The sequence below is a fragment of the Ferrovibrio sp. MS7 genome, from assembly GCF_038404985.1.
GTDB lineage: Bacteria > Pseudomonadota > Alphaproteobacteria > Ferrovibrionales > Ferrovibrionaceae > Ferrovibrio > Ferrovibrio plantarum.
The window spans coordinates 599,368-621,364 of sequence record NZ_JBBKBA010000001.1; the positions used below are offsets into that span (position 1 = coordinate 599,368).

The window sequence follows — 21,997 nt, forward strand, 5'->3', positions numbered from 1 at the left end:
CGTAAATTACGGATCAAATTCCGGCAAATTCCGCACTTCCCGATAGAGTGGCGCGAAGTCCGGTTCGGTCGCCCGCATCAATTGCTCGAACGAGGATATGACGAAATACGTCGTCTGGTAGCGGTCGATATGGTAGCGCGTGCGCAGGATCCGCTTGAGGTCGAAGGGGCGCCGGGTCGGCACTGGCGAGTCCAGGCTGTAGAGCACCTCGCCATGGGAGGAGAGTATCCCGGCGCCATGGATGCGCGGGCCGTCGCCGGCATCAATCAGGCCGAATTCCACCGTGTACCAGTAGAGCCGGGCGATCATGTCCAGCGCACCGAGCTTTTCCGCCTTCAGGCCGCCTTCGCCATAGGCCTGCATGTAATCGGCGAAAATCGGGTGGCTGAACAGCGGCACATGGCCGAACAGGTCATGGAACAGGTCCGGCTCCTGCAGGTAATCCAGCTTGTCGCGCGGCCTGAGCCACCAGGTGACCGGGAAACGCCGCGCCGCCAGGTGGCGGAAGAAAGTGGCGTCATCCAGAAAGCCATCCACCGGGGCCAGGCGCCAGCCGGTGACGCGCTCCAGCCGGTCGGAAACCCGCTCCAGTTCCGGCACCGCATCCGGCGAGAGGCCGAGACTTTGCAGGCCGGCGAGGAATTCCGGGCAGGCGCGGCCTTGCACCAGCCGGCTCTGGCGCTCGAACAACAGCCGCCAGACGGCGCGGCTTTCGGCATCCTGCTGGGTGTGGTGGTCGAGTAGGGCGAGCATGGCAGCCTCCTGATGCTGCCCGAGGATACGCCCGGATTGCCGCTATTTCCGTGCGACCTGCACGGATTAATTGCCATTAATGCATGATACTTGCAGATAAATTACATTTTCTGCATGATTACATCATGACCGAGCTGGATGCCGCCGATCTCCGCCTGCTTGCCGCCCTGCAGCGCCAAGGCCGCGCCAGCAATATCGTGCTAGGCGAGGCCATCGGCGCCAGCGCCAGCCAGGTCAGCCGCCGGCTGGCCCGGCTGGAGGAAGCCGGGGTGATCGAGGGCTATGCCGCCTTGCTGAAACCCGAAGCCGTGGGGCTGACGGTGATGGCGGTGTCGCTGGTCTCGCTGGAGCGCCACGCCGAGGCGGTGGTGCATGATTTCGAGGCCTTCGTGGCGGCGGCGCCGGAAATCCTCGATTGCTATGCCATCACCGGGGAGGCCGATTTCGTGCTGCGCGTGGTGGTGGCCGACCTCGCCGCCCTTGCCGACCTGATCAGCCGGCGGCTGCTGCGGCTGGCCGGCATCCGCAGCGTCCGCTCCAGCATCGTGCTGCAGCGGATCAAGCAGACGCCCGTATTGCCGTTACGCGCTTAGGAATTCCCCTAACCGTTTAGGAAGGCTGGCGTCGCCGAGCCGGCGAGCAGTTCGATCAGCCCGGTCATCGCCGCGCGCACGCGCTCGAAACCGGCATTGCGCTCGATCTTCTGCTCATCCATGTAGAGATCACGGTTGATCTCGATCTGCAGCGTGTGAAAACCCGCCTCGCGCCGCGTGTAATGCTGGGTGATGAAACCACCGGCATAGGGCTTGTTGCGCGCCACGCCGAAACCGCGCTCGCGCAGGTAAGCCTCGACGCGGTCGACCAGGCGGCCGGGGCAGGACACGCCATGGAAATCGCCCAGCACCATGTCGGCGCGGCGCTGGCCATGGTCCGGCATGTTGGCGCCGCCGACGCTCGGCATGGAATGGCAATCCAGCAGCAGGGCGGCACCGGCGGAGTCGTGCGCGGCATCAAGCAACTGCCGCAATGCGCCATGATACGGCCGCCACAGGGTCTCGACGCGGCGCTCGGCTTCGGAGAAGGGCAGCTTGTCGCGATAGATTTCCTGGCCGCCGGCCACCACCTTGGCAATGGTGCCAAGACCGGCGGAAATCTTGCTGGAGCGGGTGGTGACATGGCCCGGCAGCGGATCGGAGAACATCGCCGGGTCGAGTTCGTAGGGCTCGCGGTTGGGATCGCAATAGGCGCGCGGGAACAGGGCCTCCAGCAGCGGAGCACCGAGGCCTGGCGCCGCATTCACCAGTTCATGCACGAAGGCATCCTCGGATTTGCGCAAAGTGACCGGGTCCAGCCGGCTCATATCGCGGAAATCCGCCGGATATTCCGCACCGCTATGGGGCGAGGAGACCACCAGGCCGCTGCGCTTGCCCTGCGGCTGGGTCAGCCGGATCGGCGGGTCGACGGGGGCCGTGTAGGTGGCGGGGGCAAGCGGCGCGGCAGCGGACATATGAAGCTTTCAAGCTCGGAAAACGGGGCGGCTGGCTTAAGTATATGAGCGGATTATGGTCAGGCGCGAGACGCTTGCCAACCGCCGCCGCAGCCGATAAAAGCAGCCACCCGCACGGCCCAGGCCGGCAGCGGCGGCAGCGTGGCATGGGCGGTTAGCTCAGCGGTAGAGCACTACCTTGACATGGTAGGGGTCACAAGTTCGATCCTTGTACCGCCCACCACGCAACCCCCTTTCCCGGTTCAGAAATTTCCTCGCAAGACGGCGCTTTCCGGCACCGGCGTTAACCAATTGCTTGCCATTTCCCGCCATCCTGCAGCGGGTACCCGGAGCAATTTCCGCGCGCAACACAGCGCCGTGGCCGGGCAGCCCATATGGTGCGGCCAGGATGGTGCCGCCAGTTGGCGCAAGGCGGGGCGATGGAATTCCGGAACTACATGAGCGGCAACTTCTTCGCCATCAACGATGCGCCGACCTTCGGCATGCACATGAAGAAGGCGCTGAAGGAGGTGAAGTATGGCGGCATCTTCGCCAGCGACAACCTGGTCACCTTCTCGAAAAATCTGAGCTTCCTGGGCGATGCCAAATTCATGGCCGCCGTGGAGCGCCATGTGAATACCGATATCGAGCGCGCCATCATCTGGCGGCAATATATCGTGGCCTGGGCGGCACGCCAGGGCATGAAGCTGGAAGGCGATTTCGTCGAATGCGCCTGCTACAAGGGCACCACGGCGCGTATCGTCTGCGACTACCTGGATTTCGGCGCCTCGAACAAGCATTACTATCTCTATGACTTGTTCGAGCATGATCCGAGCATGCCGCATCATTCGATGACCGAGCATAGCAAGGAACTCTACGCCAAGACCAAGGCACGTTTCGCCGAGTTCAAGAATGTCACGGTAACGCAGGGCGCGGTGCCGGAGGTGCTGCACCAGGTGGCGCCGGAAAAGATCGCCTTCCTGCATATCGACCTCAACAATGCCGATGCCGAGATCGGTGCGCTGGAACTGTTGTTCGATCGCCTGGTGCCGGGCGGCATCATGATCCTGGATGACTATGGCTGGATCTTCTATCACCCGCAGAAGACCGCCGAGGATCCCTGGCTTGAGAAACGCGGCTATCATGTGCTGGAGTTGCCGACCGGCCAGGGTCTGGTTATCAAGTAGGGCATGGTGATCAAATGATCGAAGCCGACTACCGCAACTTCCTTGGCACGATCTTCTTCGCCGTGAAGGACAAGGACGCCTTCTCGCGCGCGCTGCGCGACCTGCTGGCCGAGGTCAAGCTCGGCGGCATCTTCACCGGCGACAACCTGATCACGCTATCCAAGACCATGGGCTTTCTCGACGACGCTAAACTGATGGATGCGGTGAAGCGCCATGTCGACAACAACACCGAGCGCAGCATCCTGTGGCGCCAGGCAGTGGTCGCCTGGGCAGCCCATGAGGGCCTGCGACGCGAAGGCGATTTCGTCGAATGCGCCTGCTACAAGGGCACCACGGCGCGCATCGTCTGCGATTACCTCGATTTCGCCTCACTCGACCGGCATTACTATCTCTACGACCTGTTCGAGCATGATCCGAGCATGCCGCATCATTCGATGACCGAGCATAGCAAGGAACTCTACGCCAAGACCAAAGAGCGCTTCGCCGCGTTTCCCAATGTCACGGTGACTCAAGGGGCGGTGCCGGAAATCCTGCACAAGGTGGCGCCCGAGAAGATCGCCTTCCTGCATATCGACCTCAACAACGCGGATGCCGAGATCGGTGCGCTGGAAATGCTGTTCGACCGCATGAGCCCCGGTGCCATCCTGATCCTGGATGATTTCGGCTGGATCTTCTATCAGGCGCAGCACAAGGCCGAGGTCGCCTGGATGGAAAAGCGCGGCTACCGCATTCTGGAATTGCCCACCGGCCAGGGCATGGTTATCAAGTAGGGCACGGCAATAAAGTAAGGTAGGGTGATCACGTAATGGCCATTGCCGACCGTCAGCTCCGCGCCCTGCTCCGCAGTGGCTCTGCCCGCGTCTTCGATTTGCAAGGCATCACCCGCACCTTGCAGAAACGCCCCGGCCTGCCGCCGCCGAAGCCGTTCTTCAAGAATCGCAATGCCAATCGGCTGCTGATCCTGAAATACACCCCCTCGGCCGCCGAGCGGCAGGCATTGCGCAGCGAACGCGCGGTGCAGACGAAACTCTATCTGCCGTTCAACGACCAGAATATCGAGGAGGGTGGCAAGACCATCCTGCTCACCGACCTCAAGCTGGAACAGGCGCTGGAGGAACAGCTCGCGCTCTCGCCGCAGCATGATGCCGCCGCCTTCCGCCATGACCGCGCCCTGCTCGACATCCTCGATGGCCTGCCCTCGCTTGATCCGTTCCTGATGCGCGACAAGTTCGAGATCGAACAGCAGGATGTCGACAGCGCCTATTTCATGTTCCCGGAAGGCGAGCTCGAGAAGATCAAGAGTTTCGTGCGCGACAAGATGGCCAAGGTGGCCGCCTTCGCTGCAGAACCGCCGGCCAAGCCGGGCATACCGCTGCCGCCCGGCAGCAAGGCGGAAACCCCGGGCAAGGAAAACGCCGTCGAGCGCCTGACCCAGAAACTCTGGGAAGCCAATGACGCATCGGCCCTGGCGCCGGTGATCCGTGCCTTCCGCATCAATCCGGCGACCGCGCCGGAGATCGTCTATTCCTGGAAGGGCACGATCTACTACGACCATGAATACAGCCGCCAGCGCACCGCCTGGCAAGGCATGCTGGAATGGCTGACCCATGAGGCACGGCCGCGCGAGGGTGCGGTGGGCCAGGCGGCCAAGGACCTTGGCGAATTGCGTGTCGCCACCCGCGAAGTGGTGCTGAAGCATTGGCTGCGCGCCACCGAAAAGCTGAACCGCTACCGGCAATGCTTCGATGACCTGTTCCTGCACAAGAAGGACGCGGCGCCCTTCGTCGATTTCCTGCGCGGCTCGAAGGAAACCTTCTGGGATCTGGGCGACAGCCTGTCGCGCCTAAGCCACAGCCATGCGGTATGGGAGCGCGATACCGGCCGCTTCCCGCTGCGGCGGTTGCCGGCGGCACAGCTTGCCGAACTGCTCGACACGCTCTACCAGGTGAATGCCGGCTGATGAACGACGCATCCCCGAACAATCAGCCTGGCGCTGATCCCGACCTGCAGGCCAAGAGCGCCGCCTTCATGGCGGCGCTGGGGCTGCACCAGGCCGGCAAGCTGGCGGAGGCCGAGGCTGCCTATCGCGACATCCTGAAGCGCTGGCCTGGCCATATCGAGAGTTTCCACCATGTGGCGATCATCGCGCTACAGCGCGGCGATCTGGCCCAGGCCGAGCAATTGCTGCGCCGGCTCACGCAAGCCGTGCCGCAGATGGCGGTGGCCTGGAGCAATCTCGGCGTCACTTTGCTGCGCCAGGGCCGGGCACAGGAAGCCGAAGCGGCACAACGCAAGGCGCTGGAGATCGATCCGAAATTCGCCGGCGCGATGAAGAATCTGGGCAATGCCCTGCGCGAGATGGGCGACAATGCCGGCGCCGAGGCGGAATTCCGCCGGGCCATCGCCATTGCACCTGATGCCGATGCCTATAACAACCTGGCGCTGGCGCTGCAGCCGCGCGACAGCGAAGCGGCGATTGCCGCTTTCCGCCAGGCGGTGGAGCTGGATCCGCGCCACATGAAGGCGCTGGCCAGCCTGGCCAATATGCTGCGCCTGCAGGGCCGCATCGACGAGGCGCGCGAATTCTGGGAACGCGCCATCGCCATCCGCCCGGATGTCGGGCTGCAACTGATGAACGGTCTTACCGTCAACCCGATCATCCGTTCACGCGAGAGCATCGAAGCCTCGCGCCAGCGCATCGCACAGCAGGTCGCCACGTTGCGCGAGAGGAAGCTGCGCCACCCGGCATTGGAAGAGGAAGTATTCTCCACCAACTTCTTCCTCGCCTATCACGGTCGCAACAATCGCGAACTGCACAGCGACATCGCCCGGCTTTACAGCGAAATCTGCCCCGAACTGAACTGGGTGGCGCCGCATTGCAAGAAGCCGCGCCGCGCCGGCGGCCGCATCCGCGTCGGTTTCCTGTCGCAATTCCTGCGCCGCCACTCCATCGGCCGCACCACGCGCGGCCTGATCGCCGAACTGGATCCGCTGCGTTTCGAAAGCTATGCCATCTTCGCGCCGCCGCTGATCGACGACGAGATTTCCCGCTTCATCCGCGAGGCCGCCGACCATACCCTGATCCTGCCGAAAAAACTGAGCGTCGCGCGCGAGCAGATCGCCGCACTGGAACTTGATGTGCTGTTCTTCCAGGATATCGGCATGGAGCCCTATACCTATTTCCTGGCTTTCTCGCGCCTGGCGCCGGTGCAATGCGTGTCCTTCGGCCATCCCGATACCACCGGCATTCCGACCATGGACTACTTCATCTCGAACGATCTGTTCGAGGTGCCGGAAGCCGCAGCGCATTACAGCGAGAAGCTGTTCCTGCTGCACGACCTCGGCACGCTGGCCTATTACTACAAGCCGGAAACACCCGATCCGGTGAAGCCGCGCAGCGCCCTGCCGGTGCCGCAGGAAGGCCGCTTCTATCTCTGCCCGCAGCATCTGTTCAAGGTGCATCCGGATTTCGACGACCTGGTGGCCGGCATCCTGGAAAAGGACAAGCAGGCGCGGGTCGGCTTCATCACCCAGGGCTCCAGCCATTGGAGCGAATTGATCCTGGAGCGGATGCGCCAGCGCATCGGCGATAAGAACATGCGCCGCCTGCACCTGATCCCGCCGCAGGAAGGCCCGGATTTCCTCAGCCTGCTGCGCGCGGCCGACGTGGTGCTGGATACCGTGCATTTCAACGGCATGAATACATCGCTGGAGGCTTTGTCGCAGAATGCCGTGGTGGTTACGCTGCCCAGCGACCAGCAGCGCGGCCGGCATACCCAGGCGATGTATCGCAAGATGGGCATCACCGACACCATCGCGCGCGATGCCGAAGATTACATCAAGATCGCCGTGCGCGTAGCCAAGGATGCCGCCTGGCGTGCCGAGTTGCAGCAGCGCATCGCAGCCAACAACCATGTGCTGTTCGAGGATGAGCGCGTGGTGCGCGAATTCGAGCGCTTCTACAGCACCGCCGTGGCGGCACTGCCGAAGAGCTAGGCTTTCAGCACTTTGCGCATCTCGGCGGCCAGCGCGCGGTCGCCATGGCGGCTTGAGCCTTCAAGCGCTGCCAGCACATTGGCGCGATCCGCCGCCGGGCGGTTCTGGCTGAACTTGAACTTGCCGCGCAGTTCCGCGATCTCGATCTCGATGCCGACGATGCCGCGCGCCAGGCCGTCGATGAAGCGGTCCGGCTGGCCGGCCACCGACCATTGTGCCGGATCCTCGTAGACCCGGCTCAGGCGATCGACCAAAGCCTTCAACTCGGCCGGCTCATGCACCAGCCGGGCCGGACCCTTGGCATGCACGGCGGCATAATTCCAGGTCGGCACCGCCGGCTGGGTTTCATACCAGCGCGGCGAGACATAGCCATGCTCGCCCTGGAACACCGCCAGCGCCGGCCGCGTCTCGAGCAGCTTCCAGATCGGGTTGGCGCGCGCCACATGCGCCAGCAGGGTGCCGTTTTCGCCGCGGGTGCGGTCGAGCATGAAGGGCAGGTGGCTGGCCTGCATGTCGTCGCCATCGGCGACAAACAGAATGCCGAAATCATAGCTCTCGATCAGGGCCAGCATCGCCTCGCGGTCGGGCGCGGCGAAATGGGCGGGCGTGTAGAGCGAGCTGGTCATGGCAGGAGTCTCGGCAGCATGGGCAAAAGGCGGGGGCAGGAGCGGGGCTAACCGCCGCGACTAAAGCCCGCGTTCGGCCTTGCGGCAAGCGGATAATTGCATCCCGACAATCAGTGCCTGGCGATGCCGCCTAGCGAACAATGACATCCAGGCTCTGTGCCTTGCCGGCACGGTCGATGGCGAAATTCACCACCGGATCGCCGATCTGGGCGACATCTATGCTGAACATGAAGCCGTAGAGCTGGGTCGTCGCTGGCAATTGCAGGGCCTGCACCACATCGGGCCGCGCCTGGGTGGGGCGACCACGCGCGACAACCTTGCCCTTTGCGATGATGATCACTTCCGCCGCCGGTGCCTTTGCTTCGATATCGGCGGCCCAGCCGCGCACTTCCACCTTGTCGCCCTTGCGCTCGGCGCTCTCGAAATAGCCCCGGATGGCGGCTGACGTCGGCACCTGCTTGCCATCCTTGTCCAGCAGGCAATAGCCGCAGAAACCATAGGCGGTATCCGGTGCCGGCTGCGCCAGTTCGGCCAGCGGCGGCGGTCGGCTGTCGCGGGCGCCGAAGCCCAGCCGGGGCATCTTGCCACCGCAAGCGGTGAGCAGCAGCGGCAGCAGCAGAAACAGGGCAATACGGTCGAGACGCATGATCACATGGCTTTCACCGCCGGCGGTGCGGCGTCGAGGTTGGCTTCGATGAAGGCTGCCAATTCGCCAAGCGTGAGTTCCTGGCGCGGCTTGCCGCCGGGCAGCAGCAGGCTCTCATACATGATCTTGCGGCCCACGGACTGGGTCATCAATGCCAGCAGGTTGAGCAGGTCGATGGAGGTGAGATCCAGCTCGGCGCGCATCCGGGTATCGGCGCTCATCCAGTCGGGGTCCAGGTCCTGCCGCACCTGGATGAGATTGTGCTTGATGATGTCCAGAACCGCCATGGCTGTCTCCACTGCTGATCATGCTATGCCGCGATGGCGGCGGCAAGCTTCTGCGCCAGCCGTTCGGCAACGGCGGCATCAAGGCGGCACAAGGCCGCGTAACAATCGGGATGGTCGAGCAGCCGCACGGTCACGGTCTCGCCGGCCACGCTGAGCGCCAGCAGGTCCGGTGCCGGCTGCTCGGGCAGGATTTCAAAGCGCGTCGGCGCACCCATCAGGCCGGTGCCGATGGCCTTGGCCGCCGCTTCCTTGGCGCACCACAGCAAAGCCTGCCCATGGCGTGCCACGGCCTGGGTTTCGGCTGGTGTGAAAGCCAGGCCGGAATCAAGCAGCCGCGTGGCACCGGCGGCACGCGGCTCGATATCGATGCCGACCCGCCAGCCCGGCTCAGTAGCGGCGGCGGCGGCAAAGCCGGCGCAATGGCTGACCGAGCAAGGCCAGGCCGCCTCGCCCTGCAACAGCCGCGTGCCGCCGGATTCGTCGCCGGCGACTTCCAGATCGGCGACATCATGCTCGCCGCCAATCAGCGCAACACCGGCCTCTTTGGCCACCAGGCGGCCGAGCAGCCATTCGCGCTGGCGCGCGCCGATCCCCGGCAGGGCGCGGAAACCCGCCGCCTCATTCTGCCGCAGCGACACGGCTGCCAGCACGCGCAGCCAGATCTTGTGGCTCGCCTCGAGGAAGCCCGGCGCGAAATCACTCAAGATACAGGCCGCCAGTCCCGGCTCGGCATGGAGCGGTGCCGCCAGCGGCTCCGGCTTCTGGCCAGGGAAGAACAGCCGCTCCCAGCGCCGCGACCAATCGAAGAAATGCCCGCGCAGGCCCTCGATCCGTACCGCGACGCGGCCCGCCGCATCGAGGTAATCCAGCGCACCGATCATGCCGCCGGGCGCAGGTCGGTGGCGCGCAACACAGCCCATGGCACTGCCGGCGGCGGCCGGCGCGGCATGGAAGCTCAAGGAATCGATGCCATAGGGAAACAGGCCGAAGACGCGCTCGGTGGTGACTTTCTCATGCAGCGCCAGGATCTGCCCGGCGGAATCGAGCAGCGGCCCCGGCACGCAGAGACGCGGCTGCTTCTGCTCATTGAACAGGTGGTCCTGTGGCGGCACGGTGAGCGCCAGCGCGATGCCATCGGGTGCGATGCTGAGCATACGCTCCAGCGACGAGAAGCCCGGGCCATGGAACAGCTTGTCGCGGAATTCGGCCGCCGTAAGCATGCCGGCGGGCGGTGGCGCGGCACCGGGCAGGGATAGCGGCGCCGGCGCCGGCAGGTAGCCGGGGCCGAGATCGACGATACAGTCGAAGGCCAGCAAAGCGGCGCCGGGTTCGCCTTCGCTTAAAGCAACGGCGAAGCGCCGCTCCTGCCGCGCCTTGGCCGGCAATGGGCTGACGCGGAGCTGGATATCGATGGCGCCGTCATCGGCGGCCAGCCAGCGATGGCCGCGCACCTGTTCGATCCGCCGCACCACCAGGCCGGCGCCACCGCCACTTTCCGCTGCCACGCGGCTGGCGGCGGCAGCGGCAATCTCCAGCGACATGAACAGCGGCAGCACGGCCAGGCCGATATCCGCCGGCTGTTGCCGGCTGCGGCGCCAGCCGAACACATGGTCGCGCAGGAACGTCTGCTGCGCCGGCGTCAGGCGCAGCCGCGCCTGCCAGGCATCACCATGCCGCTCGATACCGAGCAGGCCATATTGCGCCAAAGCATCAATGCCGGGAAGCGCATCCACGCCCGGTGCGGCCTGCTGCGGCTGCGCCGCCACGCCAGATTCCTGTTGCAACTTCGCCGCCACAGCAGCGAATACCCGCGTTTCGCGCTGCAGGAAATCCTGCATCAGCCGCATATGCTGCTGCACGATGCGGGGATCGATGTGGCGCGCTGGTTGCTGCTGCGGCGCAGCCTGCTGCGCTACAGGCTGCGGCTGCGGTGCGGGCACGGGATAGAGCGCGGCGATGCTGTCGATGGCGCCAAGCACGAAAAGCTGTGCCAGGCTACGCAGGGGCGTGCTGACATCGGGGCGGCTATCCTGATCCAGCGCCAGGGCAACATGATCGCGGTCGCGCAAGGTGTCGCGCACGAAACCGGCCAGCCGGCCGCCGGGGCCGACATCGACAAAGACCCGCAGGCCATCCTCATACATGCGCGCGATGGCCTCGCCGAAACGCACCGGCGCCGACCATTGCCCGCTGGCGACCTGCACGATTTCCGGCTTGGTCTCGGGGAAACGCGACGTGGTGAGCCCGCTGTAGAGCGGGATGCGGCCAGGGCCCAGATCGAGCAAGCCGTAATCGCCGAGGAATTGTTCGGCAATCGGTGCGAAAAGCGGCGTGTGATAAGGCTGGGTGATCGGCAGCGGCAGGCATATCACGCCGGCATTGCGCAATCGCTGCAGGGCTGCTTCCAATGCCGCGCCGCGGCCCCAGATCACTTTCTGCTGCGGGCAGTTATCCATGGTGACATGCAGTTCCGGCCCGAGCAGGGAGGCGAAACTCTCCGCATCCATGCCCTGCGGCAGCGCCAGGGCATGGCATTGCCCGGCGATGCGTTCGCCGGAACGGTCGGAACTGGAAAACAACACGCTCATATAGGCCAGGGTGTTGAACACGCCCTTGCGCGTGCTGGTGCGCAGCACGCCGGAAGCGACCAGCGCCGCATTCTCGCCATTGCTGTGGCCGAGCATGGCGGCGGGCTTGAGCCCGAGGCTTTGCAGGAAATCGGTGCCGGCCAGCGCCGCGATCAGCGCCGCGAGGCCGCCGCCGGAAAGCCCGTGCAGCGCCTTCTGCTCCGCCGAGCCTTCGTCATGCGGCTGGAACAGCAGCCGGCTCGGCAGGAAGGGCAGATGCGGCGGATAGGCGCCATCGAGCATGTCGAACCAGCCGCGCAAGCCGGGCAGGCAGCGGATGGCATCGCGCAGCATGCCGGCATATTGCGTGCCCTGGCCGGGATAGAGCAAAGCCACCTGGTTGGCCGCTGCCTGGTTCTGGGCGAAATAGATGCCGGCGGGATGGCTGAAGCGCGGCTTGTCGCTGGATTTCAGCAGCTTCTCGGCCTGCGCCAGGCGGGTATCGAGTTCGGCGCGCGAGGCGGCGACGATGGCTAGCCGCGCCTTGCCGGAGAGCGGACGCAGGGCACAGCGTGCGGCGATTTCCGTCAGCGTATCGCCGCTCATCGCCTTCAGGGCGCCGAGCTGCTTCAGCAGACCCTCGCGGTCAGGCGCCGAGAGCACCACCAGTTCGGCCCGCCAGCCGCGCCGGAGCGGCAGCCGCTCGGCGGCGCCGTTGGCTTCTTCCAGATGCAGCACCTGCCGGCCGCCTTCGGCCTGCCAGCATAACGCAGCGCGGCGCGGCGCTTCGCCACCATGAATCCAGGGCAGCGGCTCGGCCTGGGCGGCATGGCGCGGCAGTGGGTAGCTGGCATCGCTCCGGCGCGGCGGCAATTCGCGGTCATGCAAGGCCAGCAGTAGGTCGCGACAGGCTTCGAGCGGCGACGCCTCGGCGGCGCGCTCCTCAACCAGCCAGCAGGCACTGCGCGGCGGCGGCACCTCGATTTGTGGCCAGCCAGCCCCAAGCCGCAGCAGCAGGCCGCATTGCGCCGCCGCCGGCATCTCGCCATCGAGCGACAGCCGCGCGATGCTGTCGGCTGCCTGGTCCGGATCGAGCCGCAGCTTTACTGCCGGTTCACCGGCCAGGATCAGCAGCGCCGGCGCAGTGTTGATTGCCTGGCGTAAGGCATCGGTGAAATCCGCTGCCGAACTGGCATGAAACACCGGCAGGGCCGGTGCCGCACCAGCCTGGATCAAGGCTATCCAGGCTTCCTGCTTCATGCCTTGCGGATCACCACTTCGAAGCCGATGGCGCCGACGCCTTCGCTTGTGGTGTGGATGGAACTTGTCTGGCCGAGGCCGGCGCGGTCGAGCAAGGCCGCCATCTCGGCTGGCGTCAGCTTCTCTTCCAGCGTCGTCGGGCCATAGCCGACGGCGGCCCGCATCTTGTTGAAGGCGGTGAGCACCTTTTCCGGCATGTCGCGGCGCACGTCATGGATCATGCCGACGCCGCCGGGCTTGAGCACACGGTGCATTTCGCGCAAGGCCGCCACCTGGTCCGGCAGATGATGGATCGTGGCACGGCTCACCACCAGGTCGAGGCTGCCATCGGCATAGGGCAGCCGGGCGGCATCGCCGAGCTGCACCGTGATCCGTTGCGCCACTTTGCCCAGCCGCTCATTCGCCGCCTGCACCATGTCGTCGAAATGCTCGATGCCGCTCAAATGCCAGGTGGCGAAGCCGGGATGCTGGCTCAGCTTTTCCAGCAGCACGCCGGTGCCGGCACCGACATCGGACAGGCTGCCGCCACTCTCGCGTGGCCTGAGCGCAGCGCAACGTTCGACGAACAGCGCGTCCCAGGGCTGGGTCGCGGTGGCGGTGTAGCGGTCGTAATCCTCTGCCGATTGCTTGTTGCGCAGGCCGGTATCCAGCATCGCCGTTCTCCTCAGAGCCAACCTTTAGGAACCATGTCGAGATACTTGCGCGCCGTGGCCGAGGTGACGCCGAAGGGCGGGCGGGCGCGGCGTTCGATGATATGCGCCAGCATGCCGATGGTGCGGCCCATCATGGCAATGCCGGCGGCAGCACCCGGATCGCGGATGCCGGCCATGGCGAAAGCCGTGCCGGTGGCGAAATCGACATTCGGCTTCAGCTTGTGTTCGGCCAGCATGACGGCACAGGCAGCCTCGAACAGCTCCAGGGCCGGATGCGCCAGACCAAGCTCGGCGGCGCGCTGGCGCAGACGCGGCGGGCGCGGGTCTTCCAGGAACAGCGGATGGCCGAAACCGCCGATGCGCATGCCCTTGGCCAGCACGGCATCGATCACGCCCTTGATGCGCTGCTCCGGCGTGCCCTGGGGCAGCGCCAGCGCCGCCATGATCATGCCGGTGGCCTGCTCACATGCGCCGATATGCATCGGCCCTGCCGCACCAAAGCCAGCGGCGAGTGCATGATAGACCGGCACACCGGTGCCGATGGAAATGCGCGGGATCATGATGCTGGGCGGCACATAGCCGAAGCCACCAATCCAGGTGACCAGCGCATCATCGAAGAAGATGCGCGCGGCCGGCGAGGGCGGCGGCGCATCGGCCACTGCCGCCAGCGCACGATCAACGAAACCGCCTGCCTGCGGCGGCTGCCAGTCTTTCGCCAGTTTCGTGCCGGGCTTATGCCGGCGCCAGGCAGCAAGCAGGGCCGGTATCGTCGCCGTCACCGCCAGGCCTTCCGCCGCATCGGCGGGCAGGAAATCCATGCCGGCAAAAGCCTGCTTGGCGGCGGCCTTGTCAAAGCCCATCAGGCCGGCGGTGACGGCCTGCGCCATGCCGGCGCCGCTTTCCGCCGCCAGGGCCGCCAGGCGAAAAGCCGGATGCTCTGCCGCGATGCTGCCGAGCCAGCCGGCAAGCGCCGCATCCAGCTTGGCAAGGGCTTCCACGCCGGCACGCTCGCCGGTAAGCGTGAAGGGAATGCTGCCGATGAAATCGATGCCGCCAATCAGATCGGTGAGCGAAGTGCCGCGAATCTCGAGCTTCTCCGGCTCCAGCGACACCCCATCAATATCTGTCCCGTGATAACGCATACCCGCTCCCTAGACTGCTTCTGCCGGTTTGGCTTCTTCTTGCACGACTGGCGCCTTGGCGCCGAACAGCCGGTTGACCTTCTGCGACAGGGTTTCGAACAGCAGGAACAGCACCGGCGTGACATAGAGCGTCACCACCTGCGACACCAGCAGACCGCCGACCACGGCGAGGCCAAGCGGCTGGCGCAATTCGGCGCCGGCGCCGGTGCCCATGGCAATCGGCACCGCGCCGAGAATGGCGGCAAGCGTGGTCATCATGATCGGGCGGAAACGCAGCAGGCAGGCTTCGCGCACCGCTGCATGCGGATCGGTGACGCCTTCGGCTTTGCGCTGCAACGCGAAGTCGACGATCATGATGGCGTTCTTTTTGACAATGCCGATCAGCATGAGAATACCGATCATGCCGATCACATCCAGCGGGCGATGAAACAGCGCCAGCGTGCCCACGGCACCCAGCGCTGCCGAAGGCAGGCCGGCCAGGATGGTCACCGGATGGATCAGGCTTTCATAGAGAATGCCGAGAATGACATAGACCGCAAAAAGCGCGGCAAGCAGCAGCAGGCCCTCGCCGCTCATGCCGGCAGCAAAGGCCTTGGCATCGCCGCCAAGATCCAGCGTGATGCCGGCGGGGATGTCGATCTCGTTGCGCAGCCGCTCGATCTCCGACACCGCATGGCTTAAGGGCGTTGCATCGGAAAGGTTGAAGGACAGCGTGATCACCGGCAATTCGCCCAAGTGCGCCACCAAAGCGGCGCCGCCCGAGACCACGACGCGGCCGAAGCTTGAGAGCGGCACCTGCTTGCCATCCGACGAGCGCACGGTGAGATTCTCGATATCCTCCGGCCGCGTGCGGTATTCCGGCTTCAACTCCAGGATCACCTTGTAGCTGCTGGCCGAGGTGTAGATGCTGGCGGCCTGAGCACCGCCAAACGCCGTGTAGAGCGTCTGGCGCAGCACATCGGCGGTGATGCCAAGATTGGTCATTCGCTGCACATTCGGCGTGAACACCAGGCGCGGCGTGTTCTGGTCGGAATCGGAGGACAGGTCGAGATAGATTTTCTCGGCCTTCATGCGGTCCTCAAGCTTGGTCGCCCATTGCTGCACCTCGTCGATATCGGTGCCTTGCAGGTTGACCTGATACTTCGCCTTGCTGGCCCGGGCGCTGGTCTGCAGCGACTGCACCGGCTGGAAATAGATCATCAGGCCCGGCACGGCCGCCGTGCTGGTGCGCAGATCGTCGATCACCTCCAGCACGGTCTTGTGGCGCGGCTCTGGCCGCTTGCGCAACTGCACGAACAAGCGTCCCGAGGAGAGCGAGGAATTGATCTCGTTGACGCCGATGATCGAGGTGACCTTGACCACATCTGGATGCTTGGAGATGATGGCGGCTGCTTCCTGCTGCATCTGCAGCATGGCGCCATAGGAAATATCGCTGCGGCTTTCCGTGGTGGCGGAGATATAGCCGGTATCTTCCGTGGGGAAGAAGCCCTTCGGAATCTTTGCCATCATGTAGCCGGTGGCGACGAAGGAGCTGATCATCAGCAGCATTACCAGCGCCGGGTGGCGCAGGCCGAAATCCAGGGTGACGCGGTAACCGGCCAGCAGGCCATCGAAAAAGCCATCCATGATGCGGTCGAACAGCAGCGGCTTGGCACGCTGCTTTTCCGGCCGCAGCCAATAGGCGGCAAGGCAGGGCGTCAGGGTTACCGAGATGAGGCCAGAGAACAGGATGGCGAGCGAAATGGTGACGCCGAATTCGTGAAACAGCTTGCCTACCGTGCCGCCCATGAACACCACCGGCACGAATACCATGATCAGCGACATGGTGATCGAGATGATGGTGAAGCCGACCTCGCGGGCGCCCTCGATGGCGGCCTGCATTGGCTTCTTGCCTTCCTCGATATGGCGCATCACGTTCTCGACCATGACGATGGCATCATCGACCACGAAGCCGATGGAGAGCGTGAGCGCCAGCAGCGAGATATTGTTCAGGCTGAAGCCCATCGCCCACATGGTCATGAAAGTGGCGACCAGGGTTACCGGCAGGGCAACAGCCGGCACCAGGGTGGCCGTGAGGCGCTTGAGGAACAGAAAGATCACCAGCACCACCAGGCCGATGGTGAGCGCGAGCGTGAATTGCACATCGGCTACGCTGTCGCGCACCGAGGTGGTCTGGTCGAACAATTCCTCTATCTTCACGCCGGCGGGAACGCGGTTGCCCAGCGTCTTTACCGCCTTGCGCACCTCGTCCACCACCGCCACGGCGTTGGATGTCGGCTGGCGCTGCACTGCCAGCAGAATCACCTTCTTGTCGCCGGCGAAGGAAGCGGATTCCTGCACCTCGACGGAATCGAACAATGTCGCGACCTCGGACAACCGCACCGGCGGCTGCCCGGCGCGGTGCGCCACGATCACGTCGCGGTAGGACGAGGCATCACGCGGCTGGTTGCCGACATCGATGACAAATGATTGCGACGGGCTTTCGATGGTGCCGGCTGGCGTGGTGGAGGATGCCGCCGCCACGGCCTGCTTGAGCTGATCGAGGCCGATGCCACGCGCCGCCAGTTCATTGGGATCAACCTGAATCCGCACGGCGAAACGCTGCGAACCAAGAATCATGATCTGCGCCACACCCGGCACCGCCGAAAGCCGTGGCACGATCACGTTCTCGGCAATGTCGTTCAACTGCACCAGACTCTGGGTTTCCGACGTCATGGCCATGAACAGGATCGGACTCAGCGCCGGATTGAGCTTGAGATAGGTTGGCGGCGCCGGCATTTCCTTGGGCAATTGCCGCTGCGCCACCGAGAGCGCCGATTCCACATCCTGCGCGGCGGCATTGATATCGACATCGAGGCGGAACTGGATGGTAATGGAAGAACGGCCCAGGGCGGATTTAGACGAGATAGTGTCGATGCCCGGGATCGTGGCGAGCTGCCGCTCCAGCGGCGAGGTGACGGCCGATGCGATCACTTCCGCCGAGGCGCCGGGCAACCCGGCTGACACCGAGATTACCGGCAGGTCCATGCGCGGCAGGGCCGAGATCGGCAATGCGCGGTAGCCGACCCAGCCGAGGATGACCAGGGTGAGGGTCAGCAGGGCCGTCATCACCGGCCGCTCGATGAAAGGCTTGGAAATATTCATGGCGTCACTGGCGGATAATGATGGGCTGGCCGTCAGTCAGCCGCGACTGCCCTTCCACCACCACGCGCGCGCCCTTTTCCACGCCCTTGGCGATCAGCGCATGCGGGCCATCGACCCGCGTCACCGTCACCGGCTGCTGCCGCACCGTCTCGCCGCCATGCACCAGGTAGACATAGCGGCCATGCGGCCCGGTCTGTACTGCAACAGAGGGTACCAGCACCACACCCCGATCGATGCCGATGCGCAGGCTGCAATCCGTGGTCATGCCGGGCCAGAAGGTTTCATCCTCGTTGTCGAACTTTGCCGCCACCTGCACCGTGCCGGTGCTGGAATCGACGGCATTGTCGATCAGTTCGATCTGCCCCTGGATCAACCTGCCACTGCCACTGTAACTAGAACAGTGCACAGTCGCGACATTGCTGGCGATGGCGGCGCGCAACGGCCCGATCTGGCGCTGCGGCAAGGCCATCTGCAGCTTCACCGGCTTGATCTGGTTGATCAGCACCAAGGGCTGCTGGTCTCCGGTGCGCACCAGGGCGCCGGGCGAGAGATTCATCACGCCGGTGCGGCCCGATATCGGTGCGCGCAACTGGGTGTAGGAACGCTGCACTCGCAAGGCATCAATCTGCGCCTGATCGGCGCGTACCGTGTCGATGGCAGCCTGGGCCTTGGACTTGATGTCCTCGTATTTCTCGCGGCTGACGTAATCATCGCGCAGCAGGCCGGCATAGCGCCTTTCCTGCTCCACGGCGGCATCGCGCTGTGCCTGATCGCGCTTCAAGTTGGCTTCCGCCTGGGCGATCTGGGCATCCAACTGGCGCGCATCGAGGCTGAACAAAAGCTGGTTCGCCTCCACCACGTCGCCGGGCTTGAAATGGATGCGCATGATCTCGCCATCCACATGCGGGCGGATCATCACCGTGTGATAGGCATAGACCGTGCCGATCACCTCCAGCATCTGCGGCAGGTCGGCGACATTCGCCTCCGCCACCGCGACGCTGGTGCGCGAAACCTCGGCTGGCTTGGCTGGTGCAGCCGCCGCCGTTTCCGGCTTCGCCGCCGGCTTGTGCATGTGATGGGTGTAATACCAGTAGCCGCCGGCACCGATGCCAGCCAGCACGACAATCGCCGCGATTCCCCGCCAGGCCATGCTCATTCCCCCTCGCCCCAGCCGATCCAGCGATTGCGGACAGCATCGTAATTCTGTGTCGGATCATGCAGTTCGACCGGCAGGTTCAGCGCCTTGGCGGTGAGATCTCCCGCCGCCGCCAGCACCTGATAGCTCGCCAGCACTTCGTCATGCCGCGCCTGCTGCACCTGGATGCGGGCCTGGGCCAGTTCGTCATCGGCATCCAAGAGGTCCAGCGTGGTGTTGCTGCCGGCGCGCAGGCCGGCTTCGACACCGCGCCGCGCCGCGGCCTGGGCCACCAGCTGGCGTTCCAGCGCCTCGCGCGAGGCCCGCGCCGAAGCGAAGATCGCCCAGGCCTGCGCCGCGCTGCTTTCCACGCCGCGCCGTGCCGTATCGGCGGCAAAGCGGCGCTGCAGCAGCAGCTTGGAGGCCTGGCGCTCCTTGGAGGAAATCATGCCGCCCTCATAGAGCGGCATCGTTACCTGCAGCTTCACCGAGCGGCTCCAGATGCGCTCGCCGAGCGTATCTTCCTCGTAGGTGCGGGCCAGCACGCCGACCAGGTCGACCGAGGGCATCCGCGCGCCGCGCGCCACGTCGATATCCTTGCGCGCCGCGGCTTCGGCGCTGGTCGCGGCCAGCACATTAGGATTGTCACGCGCCGCCGTCACCAGTTCCTCCGGCGACTTGTAGGGCAGCATGGCAATCGGCGGCAATGCCGGATTAGCCGGGTATTCACCGATGACCTGCCGATAGACTTCCCGCGCCGCATTATGCTTGCCTTCATAGCTGATGCGGTTCGCCTGGGCCTGCGCCAGCCGCGCCTCGGCCTGGGCGACATCGGTTCCGGCGGCGGCACCCTGGCTGCGGCGGCCCTGCGCGGAAATCAATGTCTGGCGCAACACGCCCTCGTGCTCGCGGTAGACATCCACCACCGCCTTGGCGAGCGATACATCGATATAAGCCTGCACCGCTGAGAGCAGCACATTCTGCTCCACAGCAATCAATTGATGCCGCCCGGCCTGCACCTGCAATTCGGCGGATTCAGTCTGCGCCTCCAGCCGGCCGCCGCGATAGAGCGGTTGCGTTGCTTGCAGGGCGACTTCGTTGGGATCGAGATTGGCACGGCCCTTGGTGACGCGGTTGTTGCTCTTGACCTTGACGCGCTCCTGCTCCTTGCCGTTCTCGCCATAGAGCGCGATGGTCGGGCGCCAGCCGGCCAGCGCCTGCGGCACCAGTTCGTCGGTCGCCTCCTGGCGGGCACGTTCGCCGAGCAATTGCGGGTTATGCCGATAGGCTTGCGCCAGTGCATCAGGCAGGCTTTGCGCCAATGCCGCCTGAGGCGCCAGCAGTATTGAGAGCAACAGCAGACTGGAACGCTTCATGCCGCTTCCGCCTCCCCGACGATCTGATACGTGTCTTCGAACACAAAGCCGACATTGTGGAAAAGCTTCACGCCGTAATCGAGCGTGACGCGCGGGTGGAAATCCGGGAACACGATCCGCAGCTTGCCTTGTTCCGATTCCGGCGCCGCCGGATGCGGCGCGGCGTCGCGCGCGGCGATGAAGAAATCGCGCACCAAGCCGCGTTCGCCGATCCAGGCGCCGCCATTGAGATGCTTGTATTCGGATTGCGCGGCACCGGGCAGGCCGAGTTCGAAGCCGGAAAGATCCGGTGCATTCGGCCAGCTCATCTGGCAGGCGCCGAACACCATGCCGGTGCCGGTGGGAAACTCGGCCAGCAGGCGATCGACCAGCAATTCCGGGTCGCCGGCCAGAATGGCATCGCGGGAATCGGCGCAGAGTACATACTCGGTCTCGACCTGCTCCAGTGCCTCCAGGATCGCCAGCGGCTTATGCTCGGCATTGTTCCAGACCGGGAATTGCCGTCCGGCGACAATATAGGGAATGCCGAGCCGCTCGACGCTGCTCTCGAACAGGCCCATCGCCTCATGACCGTTATTGCAGGTGATGATGGTGACGCGCGGGCGCGGCCCCAGTTGCTGCGGCGCTTGCGCGAACACCCAGTCGCGCAACTTGGGCCAGACCGGCTTGTAATCGTGATACCCTTGAGCATGGAAGATCAGCGGCTCGGAGCCGAATTTCATGTTGCGCAGCCGGCTTGCCTGCATCACGCCGCCTCTTTCAATGCAAAGGAGGGTTCGCCGATCCGCACCAGGATGGAGCGCGGCCCGCCATCGGTGTCGCGCCGGCCATGCAGGATGCGGCGGTTGTCGATCATCGCGATATCGCCCTGCTGCCAGGCAATGCGCCGCGTCAGCCGTTCCGACACCGCCTGCACATCGGAAAGCACCTCGGGCGGCAGCGGCGAACCATCCTCGGCGCGCACCACGATGGGGCAATCGGGGCTGCGCAGGCCCGGCAGATTCTGCTTCGCCCAGCCATTCTTGAACACCAGCTCGGCGATATGGATGAACAGCAGGTTGTTGATGAACACCGTGCGGCCGCCGACTTCGCGCAAGGCCGAACAGGTGAATTCGGTGCGCAGCACCTTGGCCTCGGCATCGAAGCGCATCACCAGATCGGCCTCGGCGCAGAAGCGTTCGGCTTCCGCCAAGTCATCGGTCATGAAGGTGGCCTGCCAGTCACCATCCACCAGGGCGCGGACATACTTGATGCGATTGTGGCGGAAGAAATCCTGGCTCGCGGGTTTAAGCTGGGCGAAAACTTCAGCGCCATCGGCCAGCGTGGTTTCACCATCGCGCGCCGGCGGCAGATCGGCATAGAACCAGATCAGGCCCGGCGGCTGGCGCAGGTAATACATCTCGCCATGCAGCGGGATGCCGAATTTCTGCGTATGGCCGGTGGTGGTCATCAGCGTCGGCATGCCATCCACCGATTGGCGGTCGAGCGCCGCGAAACGCAGGCCGCCGCCCCGGTAGTTGGAGAATTCAGCCGTCAGGCGGTCGGAGAAGCTGACGAAATCCTGTTTCGATTCCTCGCGGCCCTTCGCTGTGAACCCGCGCAGCAGCAGCACACCATGGCGCTCGAACAACGCCGCTACTTCCGCCGTGGCAAGATCACTCAAGCGCCGCCCGTTGCCTTCCAGCAGCAGGCCGATATTGCCATCGACCGGCCGCACCTCCGCTAAGTCGATCCGCATG

General features: G+C 64.8%; 18 protein-coding genes and 1 tRNA gene. 6 read left to right on the forward strand and 13 right to left on the reverse strand.

Going from position 1 to position 21,997, the window contains the following annotated elements; genetic code table 11:
- Nucleotides 1-6: 6 nt before the first annotated feature.
- Nucleotides 7-753, reverse strand: coding sequence for a phenylalanine 4-monooxygenase (phhA, locus tag V6B08_RS02785; RefSeq protein ID WP_341977887.1), 747 nt, complete (start codon nt 751-753; stop codon nt 7-9).
- Nucleotides 754-878: 125 nt separating this feature from the next.
- Between phhA and V6B08_RS02790 the strand changes: the two genes are divergently transcribed.
- Entirely contained in the window at nt 879-1,346 is a 468-nt protein-coding gene (locus V6B08_RS02790; RefSeq protein ID WP_341977889.1) for an Lrp/AsnC family transcriptional regulator, read from the forward strand.
- A gap of 8 nt (nt 1,347-1,354) precedes the next feature.
- On the opposite strand, the gene V6B08_RS02795 is transcribed toward V6B08_RS02790, so the two are convergent.
- A complete protein-coding gene (locus V6B08_RS02795; protein WP_341977891.1) occupies nt 1,355-2,260 on the reverse strand; it encodes an N-formylglutamate amidohydrolase in 906 nt (301 codons plus the stop codon).
- Between the two features lie 148 nt (nt 2,261-2,408).
- On the opposite strand from V6B08_RS02795, the gene V6B08_RS02800 reads away from it, so the two are divergent.
- The 5 genes from V6B08_RS02800 to V6B08_RS02820 all read left to right on the forward strand — a co-directional run bounded on the left by V6B08_RS02800 (nt 2,409) and on the right by V6B08_RS02820 (nt 7,422).
- A tRNA-Val gene (locus V6B08_RS02800) sits at nt 2,409-2,483 on the forward strand.
- 196 nt (nt 2,484-2,679) lie between these two features.
- Complete coding sequence (locus V6B08_RS02805) at nt 2,680-3,426, forward strand: class I SAM-dependent methyltransferase (protein WP_341977893.1); 747 nt, start codon at nt 2,680-2,682, stop codon at nt 3,424-3,426.
- 14 nt (nt 3,427-3,440) lie between these two features.
- Complete coding sequence (locus V6B08_RS02810) at nt 3,441-4,196, forward strand: TylF/MycF/NovP-related O-methyltransferase (RefSeq protein ID WP_341977895.1); 756 nt, start codon at nt 3,441-3,443, stop codon at nt 4,194-4,196.
- Nucleotides 4,197-4,231: 35 nt separating this feature from the next.
- Nucleotides 4,232-5,386: a hypothetical protein gene (locus V6B08_RS02815; RefSeq protein WP_341977897.1), complete on the forward strand. Its 1,155-nt coding sequence runs from the start codon at nt 4,232-4,234 to the stop codon at nt 5,384-5,386.
- Entirely contained in the window at nt 5,386-7,422 is a 2,037-nt protein-coding gene (locus tag V6B08_RS02820; RefSeq protein WP_341977899.1) for an O-linked N-acetylglucosamine transferase, SPINDLY family protein, read from the forward strand. The genes V6B08_RS02815 and V6B08_RS02820 overlap by 1 nt, the downstream gene beginning before the upstream one ends.
- Here the strand turns inward: V6B08_RS02820 and V6B08_RS02825 are convergent.
- From V6B08_RS02825 to V6B08_RS02875, 11 genes are all read right to left on the reverse strand, one after another.
- Nucleotides 7,419-8,048 (reverse strand): FMN-binding negative transcriptional regulator, encoded by a 630-nt coding sequence (locus tag V6B08_RS02825; RefSeq protein ID WP_341977901.1) that lies wholly within the window; start codon nt 8,046-8,048, stop codon nt 7,419-7,421. The genes V6B08_RS02820 and V6B08_RS02825 overlap by 4 nt on opposite strands.
- 130 nt (nt 8,049-8,178) lie before the next feature.
- Nucleotides 8,179-8,694: a hypothetical protein gene (locus V6B08_RS02830; RefSeq protein WP_341977903.1), complete on the reverse strand. Its 516-nt coding sequence runs from the start codon at nt 8,692-8,694 to the stop codon at nt 8,179-8,181.
- Nucleotides 8,695-8,696: 2 nt separating this feature from the next.
- Nucleotides 8,697-8,981, reverse strand: coding sequence for a hypothetical protein (locus V6B08_RS02835; protein WP_341977905.1), 285 nt, complete (start codon nt 8,979-8,981; stop codon nt 8,697-8,699).
- 23 nt (nt 8,982-9,004) lie between these two features.
- The gene (locus V6B08_RS02840; protein ID WP_341977907.1) at nt 9,005-12,808 is read right to left on the reverse strand and encodes an acyltransferase domain-containing protein; all 3,804 of its coding nucleotides are present in this window, start codon (nt 12,806-12,808) and stop codon (nt 9,005-9,007) included.
- Nucleotides 12,805-13,461 (reverse strand): class I SAM-dependent methyltransferase, encoded by a 657-nt coding sequence (locus V6B08_RS02845; protein WP_341977909.1) that lies wholly within the window; start codon nt 13,459-13,461, stop codon nt 12,805-12,807. The genes V6B08_RS02840 and V6B08_RS02845 overlap by 4 nt, the downstream gene beginning before the upstream one ends.
- 11 nt (nt 13,462-13,472) lie before the next feature.
- Nucleotides 13,473-14,603 (reverse strand): citrate/2-methylcitrate synthase, encoded by a 1,131-nt coding sequence (locus V6B08_RS02850; RefSeq protein ID WP_341977911.1) that lies wholly within the window; start codon nt 14,601-14,603, stop codon nt 13,473-13,475.
- Between the two features lie 9 nt (nt 14,604-14,612).
- Nucleotides 14,613-17,747 (reverse strand): efflux RND transporter permease subunit, encoded by a 3,135-nt coding sequence (locus tag V6B08_RS02855; protein WP_341977913.1) that lies wholly within the window; start codon nt 17,745-17,747, stop codon nt 14,613-14,615.
- A 4-nt stretch (nt 17,748-17,751) separates the two neighbouring features.
- Nucleotides 17,752-18,897, reverse strand: coding sequence for an efflux RND transporter periplasmic adaptor subunit (locus V6B08_RS02860; protein WP_341977915.1), 1,146 nt, complete (start codon nt 18,895-18,897; stop codon nt 17,752-17,754).
- A gap of 2 nt (nt 18,898-18,899) precedes the next feature.
- Nucleotides 18,900-20,258, reverse strand: a complete 1,359-nt coding sequence (locus tag V6B08_RS02865) for a TolC family outer membrane protein (RefSeq protein ID WP_341977917.1) — start codon at nt 20,256-20,258, stop codon at nt 18,900-18,902.
- Entirely contained in the window at nt 20,255-21,007 is a 753-nt protein-coding gene (locus V6B08_RS02870) for a glycosyltransferase domain-containing protein (protein WP_341977919.1), read from the reverse strand. The genes V6B08_RS02865 and V6B08_RS02870 overlap by 4 nt, the downstream gene beginning before the upstream one ends.
- Nucleotides 21,004-21,996 carry a TauD/TfdA family dioxygenase gene (locus tag V6B08_RS02875; RefSeq protein ID WP_341977921.1) on the reverse strand — a complete coding sequence of 331 codons (993 nt, stop codon included), beginning with the start codon at nt 21,994-21,996 and terminating at the stop codon, nt 21,004-21,006. Before V6B08_RS02875 ends, V6B08_RS02870 begins: the two co-directional genes overlap by 4 nt.
- Nucleotide 21,997: the final 1 nt, after the last annotated feature.

Coding starts and splice junctions, on each gene's coding strand:
- V6B08_RS02810 (WP_341977895.1), top strand. CDS start 3,441: ATGATCGAAGCCGACTACCGCAACTTCCTTGGCACGATCTTCTTCGCC.
- V6B08_RS02835 (WP_341977905.1), bottom strand. CDS start 8,981: ATGGCGGTTCTGGACATCATCAAGCACAATCTCATCCAGGTGCGGCAG.
- V6B08_RS02790 (WP_341977889.1), top strand. CDS start 879: ATGACCGAGCTGGATGCCGCCGATCTCCGCCTGCTTGCCGCCCTGCAG.
- V6B08_RS02830 (WP_341977903.1), bottom strand. CDS start 8,694: ATGCGTCTCGACCGTATTGCCCTGTTTCTGCTGCTGCCGCTGCTGCTC.
- V6B08_RS02820 (WP_341977899.1), top strand. CDS start 5,386: ATGAACGACGCATCCCCGAACAATCAGCCTGGCGCTGATCCCGACCTG.
- V6B08_RS02860 (WP_341977915.1), bottom strand. CDS start 18,897: ATGGCCTGGCGGGGAATCGCGGCGATTGTCGTGCTGGCTGGCATCGGT.
- V6B08_RS02855 (WP_341977913.1), bottom strand. CDS start 17,747: ATGAATATTTCCAAGCCTTTCATCGAGCGGCCGGTGATGACGGCCCTG.
- V6B08_RS02845 (WP_341977909.1), bottom strand. CDS start 13,461: ATGCTGGATACCGGCCTGCGCAACAAGCAATCGGCAGAGGATTACGAC.
- phhA (WP_341977887.1), bottom strand. CDS start 753: ATGCTCGCCCTACTCGACCACCACACCCAGCAGGATGCCGAAAGCCGC.
- V6B08_RS02875 (WP_341977921.1), bottom strand. CDS start 21,996: ATGCGGATCGACTTAGCGGAGGTGCGGCCGGTCGATGGCAATATCGGC.
- V6B08_RS02865 (WP_341977917.1), bottom strand. CDS start 20,258: ATGAAGCGTTCCAGTCTGCTGTTGCTCTCAATACTGCTGGCGCCTCAG.
- V6B08_RS02795 (WP_341977891.1), bottom strand. CDS start 2,260: ATGTCCGCTGCCGCGCCGCTTGCCCCCGCCACCTACACGGCCCCCGTC.
- V6B08_RS02825 (WP_341977901.1), bottom strand. CDS start 8,048: ATGACCAGCTCGCTCTACACGCCCGCCCATTTCGCCGCGCCCGACCGC.
- V6B08_RS02815 (WP_341977897.1), top strand. CDS start 4,232: ATGGCCATTGCCGACCGTCAGCTCCGCGCCCTGCTCCGCAGTGGCTCT.
- V6B08_RS02840 (WP_341977907.1), bottom strand. CDS start 12,808: ATGAAGCAGGAAGCCTGGATAGCCTTGATCCAGGCTGGTGCGGCACCG.
- V6B08_RS02805 (WP_341977893.1), top strand. CDS start 2,680: ATGGAATTCCGGAACTACATGAGCGGCAACTTCTTCGCCATCAACGAT.
- V6B08_RS02850 (WP_341977911.1), bottom strand. CDS start 14,603: ATGCGTTATCACGGGACAGATATTGATGGGGTGTCGCTGGAGCCGGAG.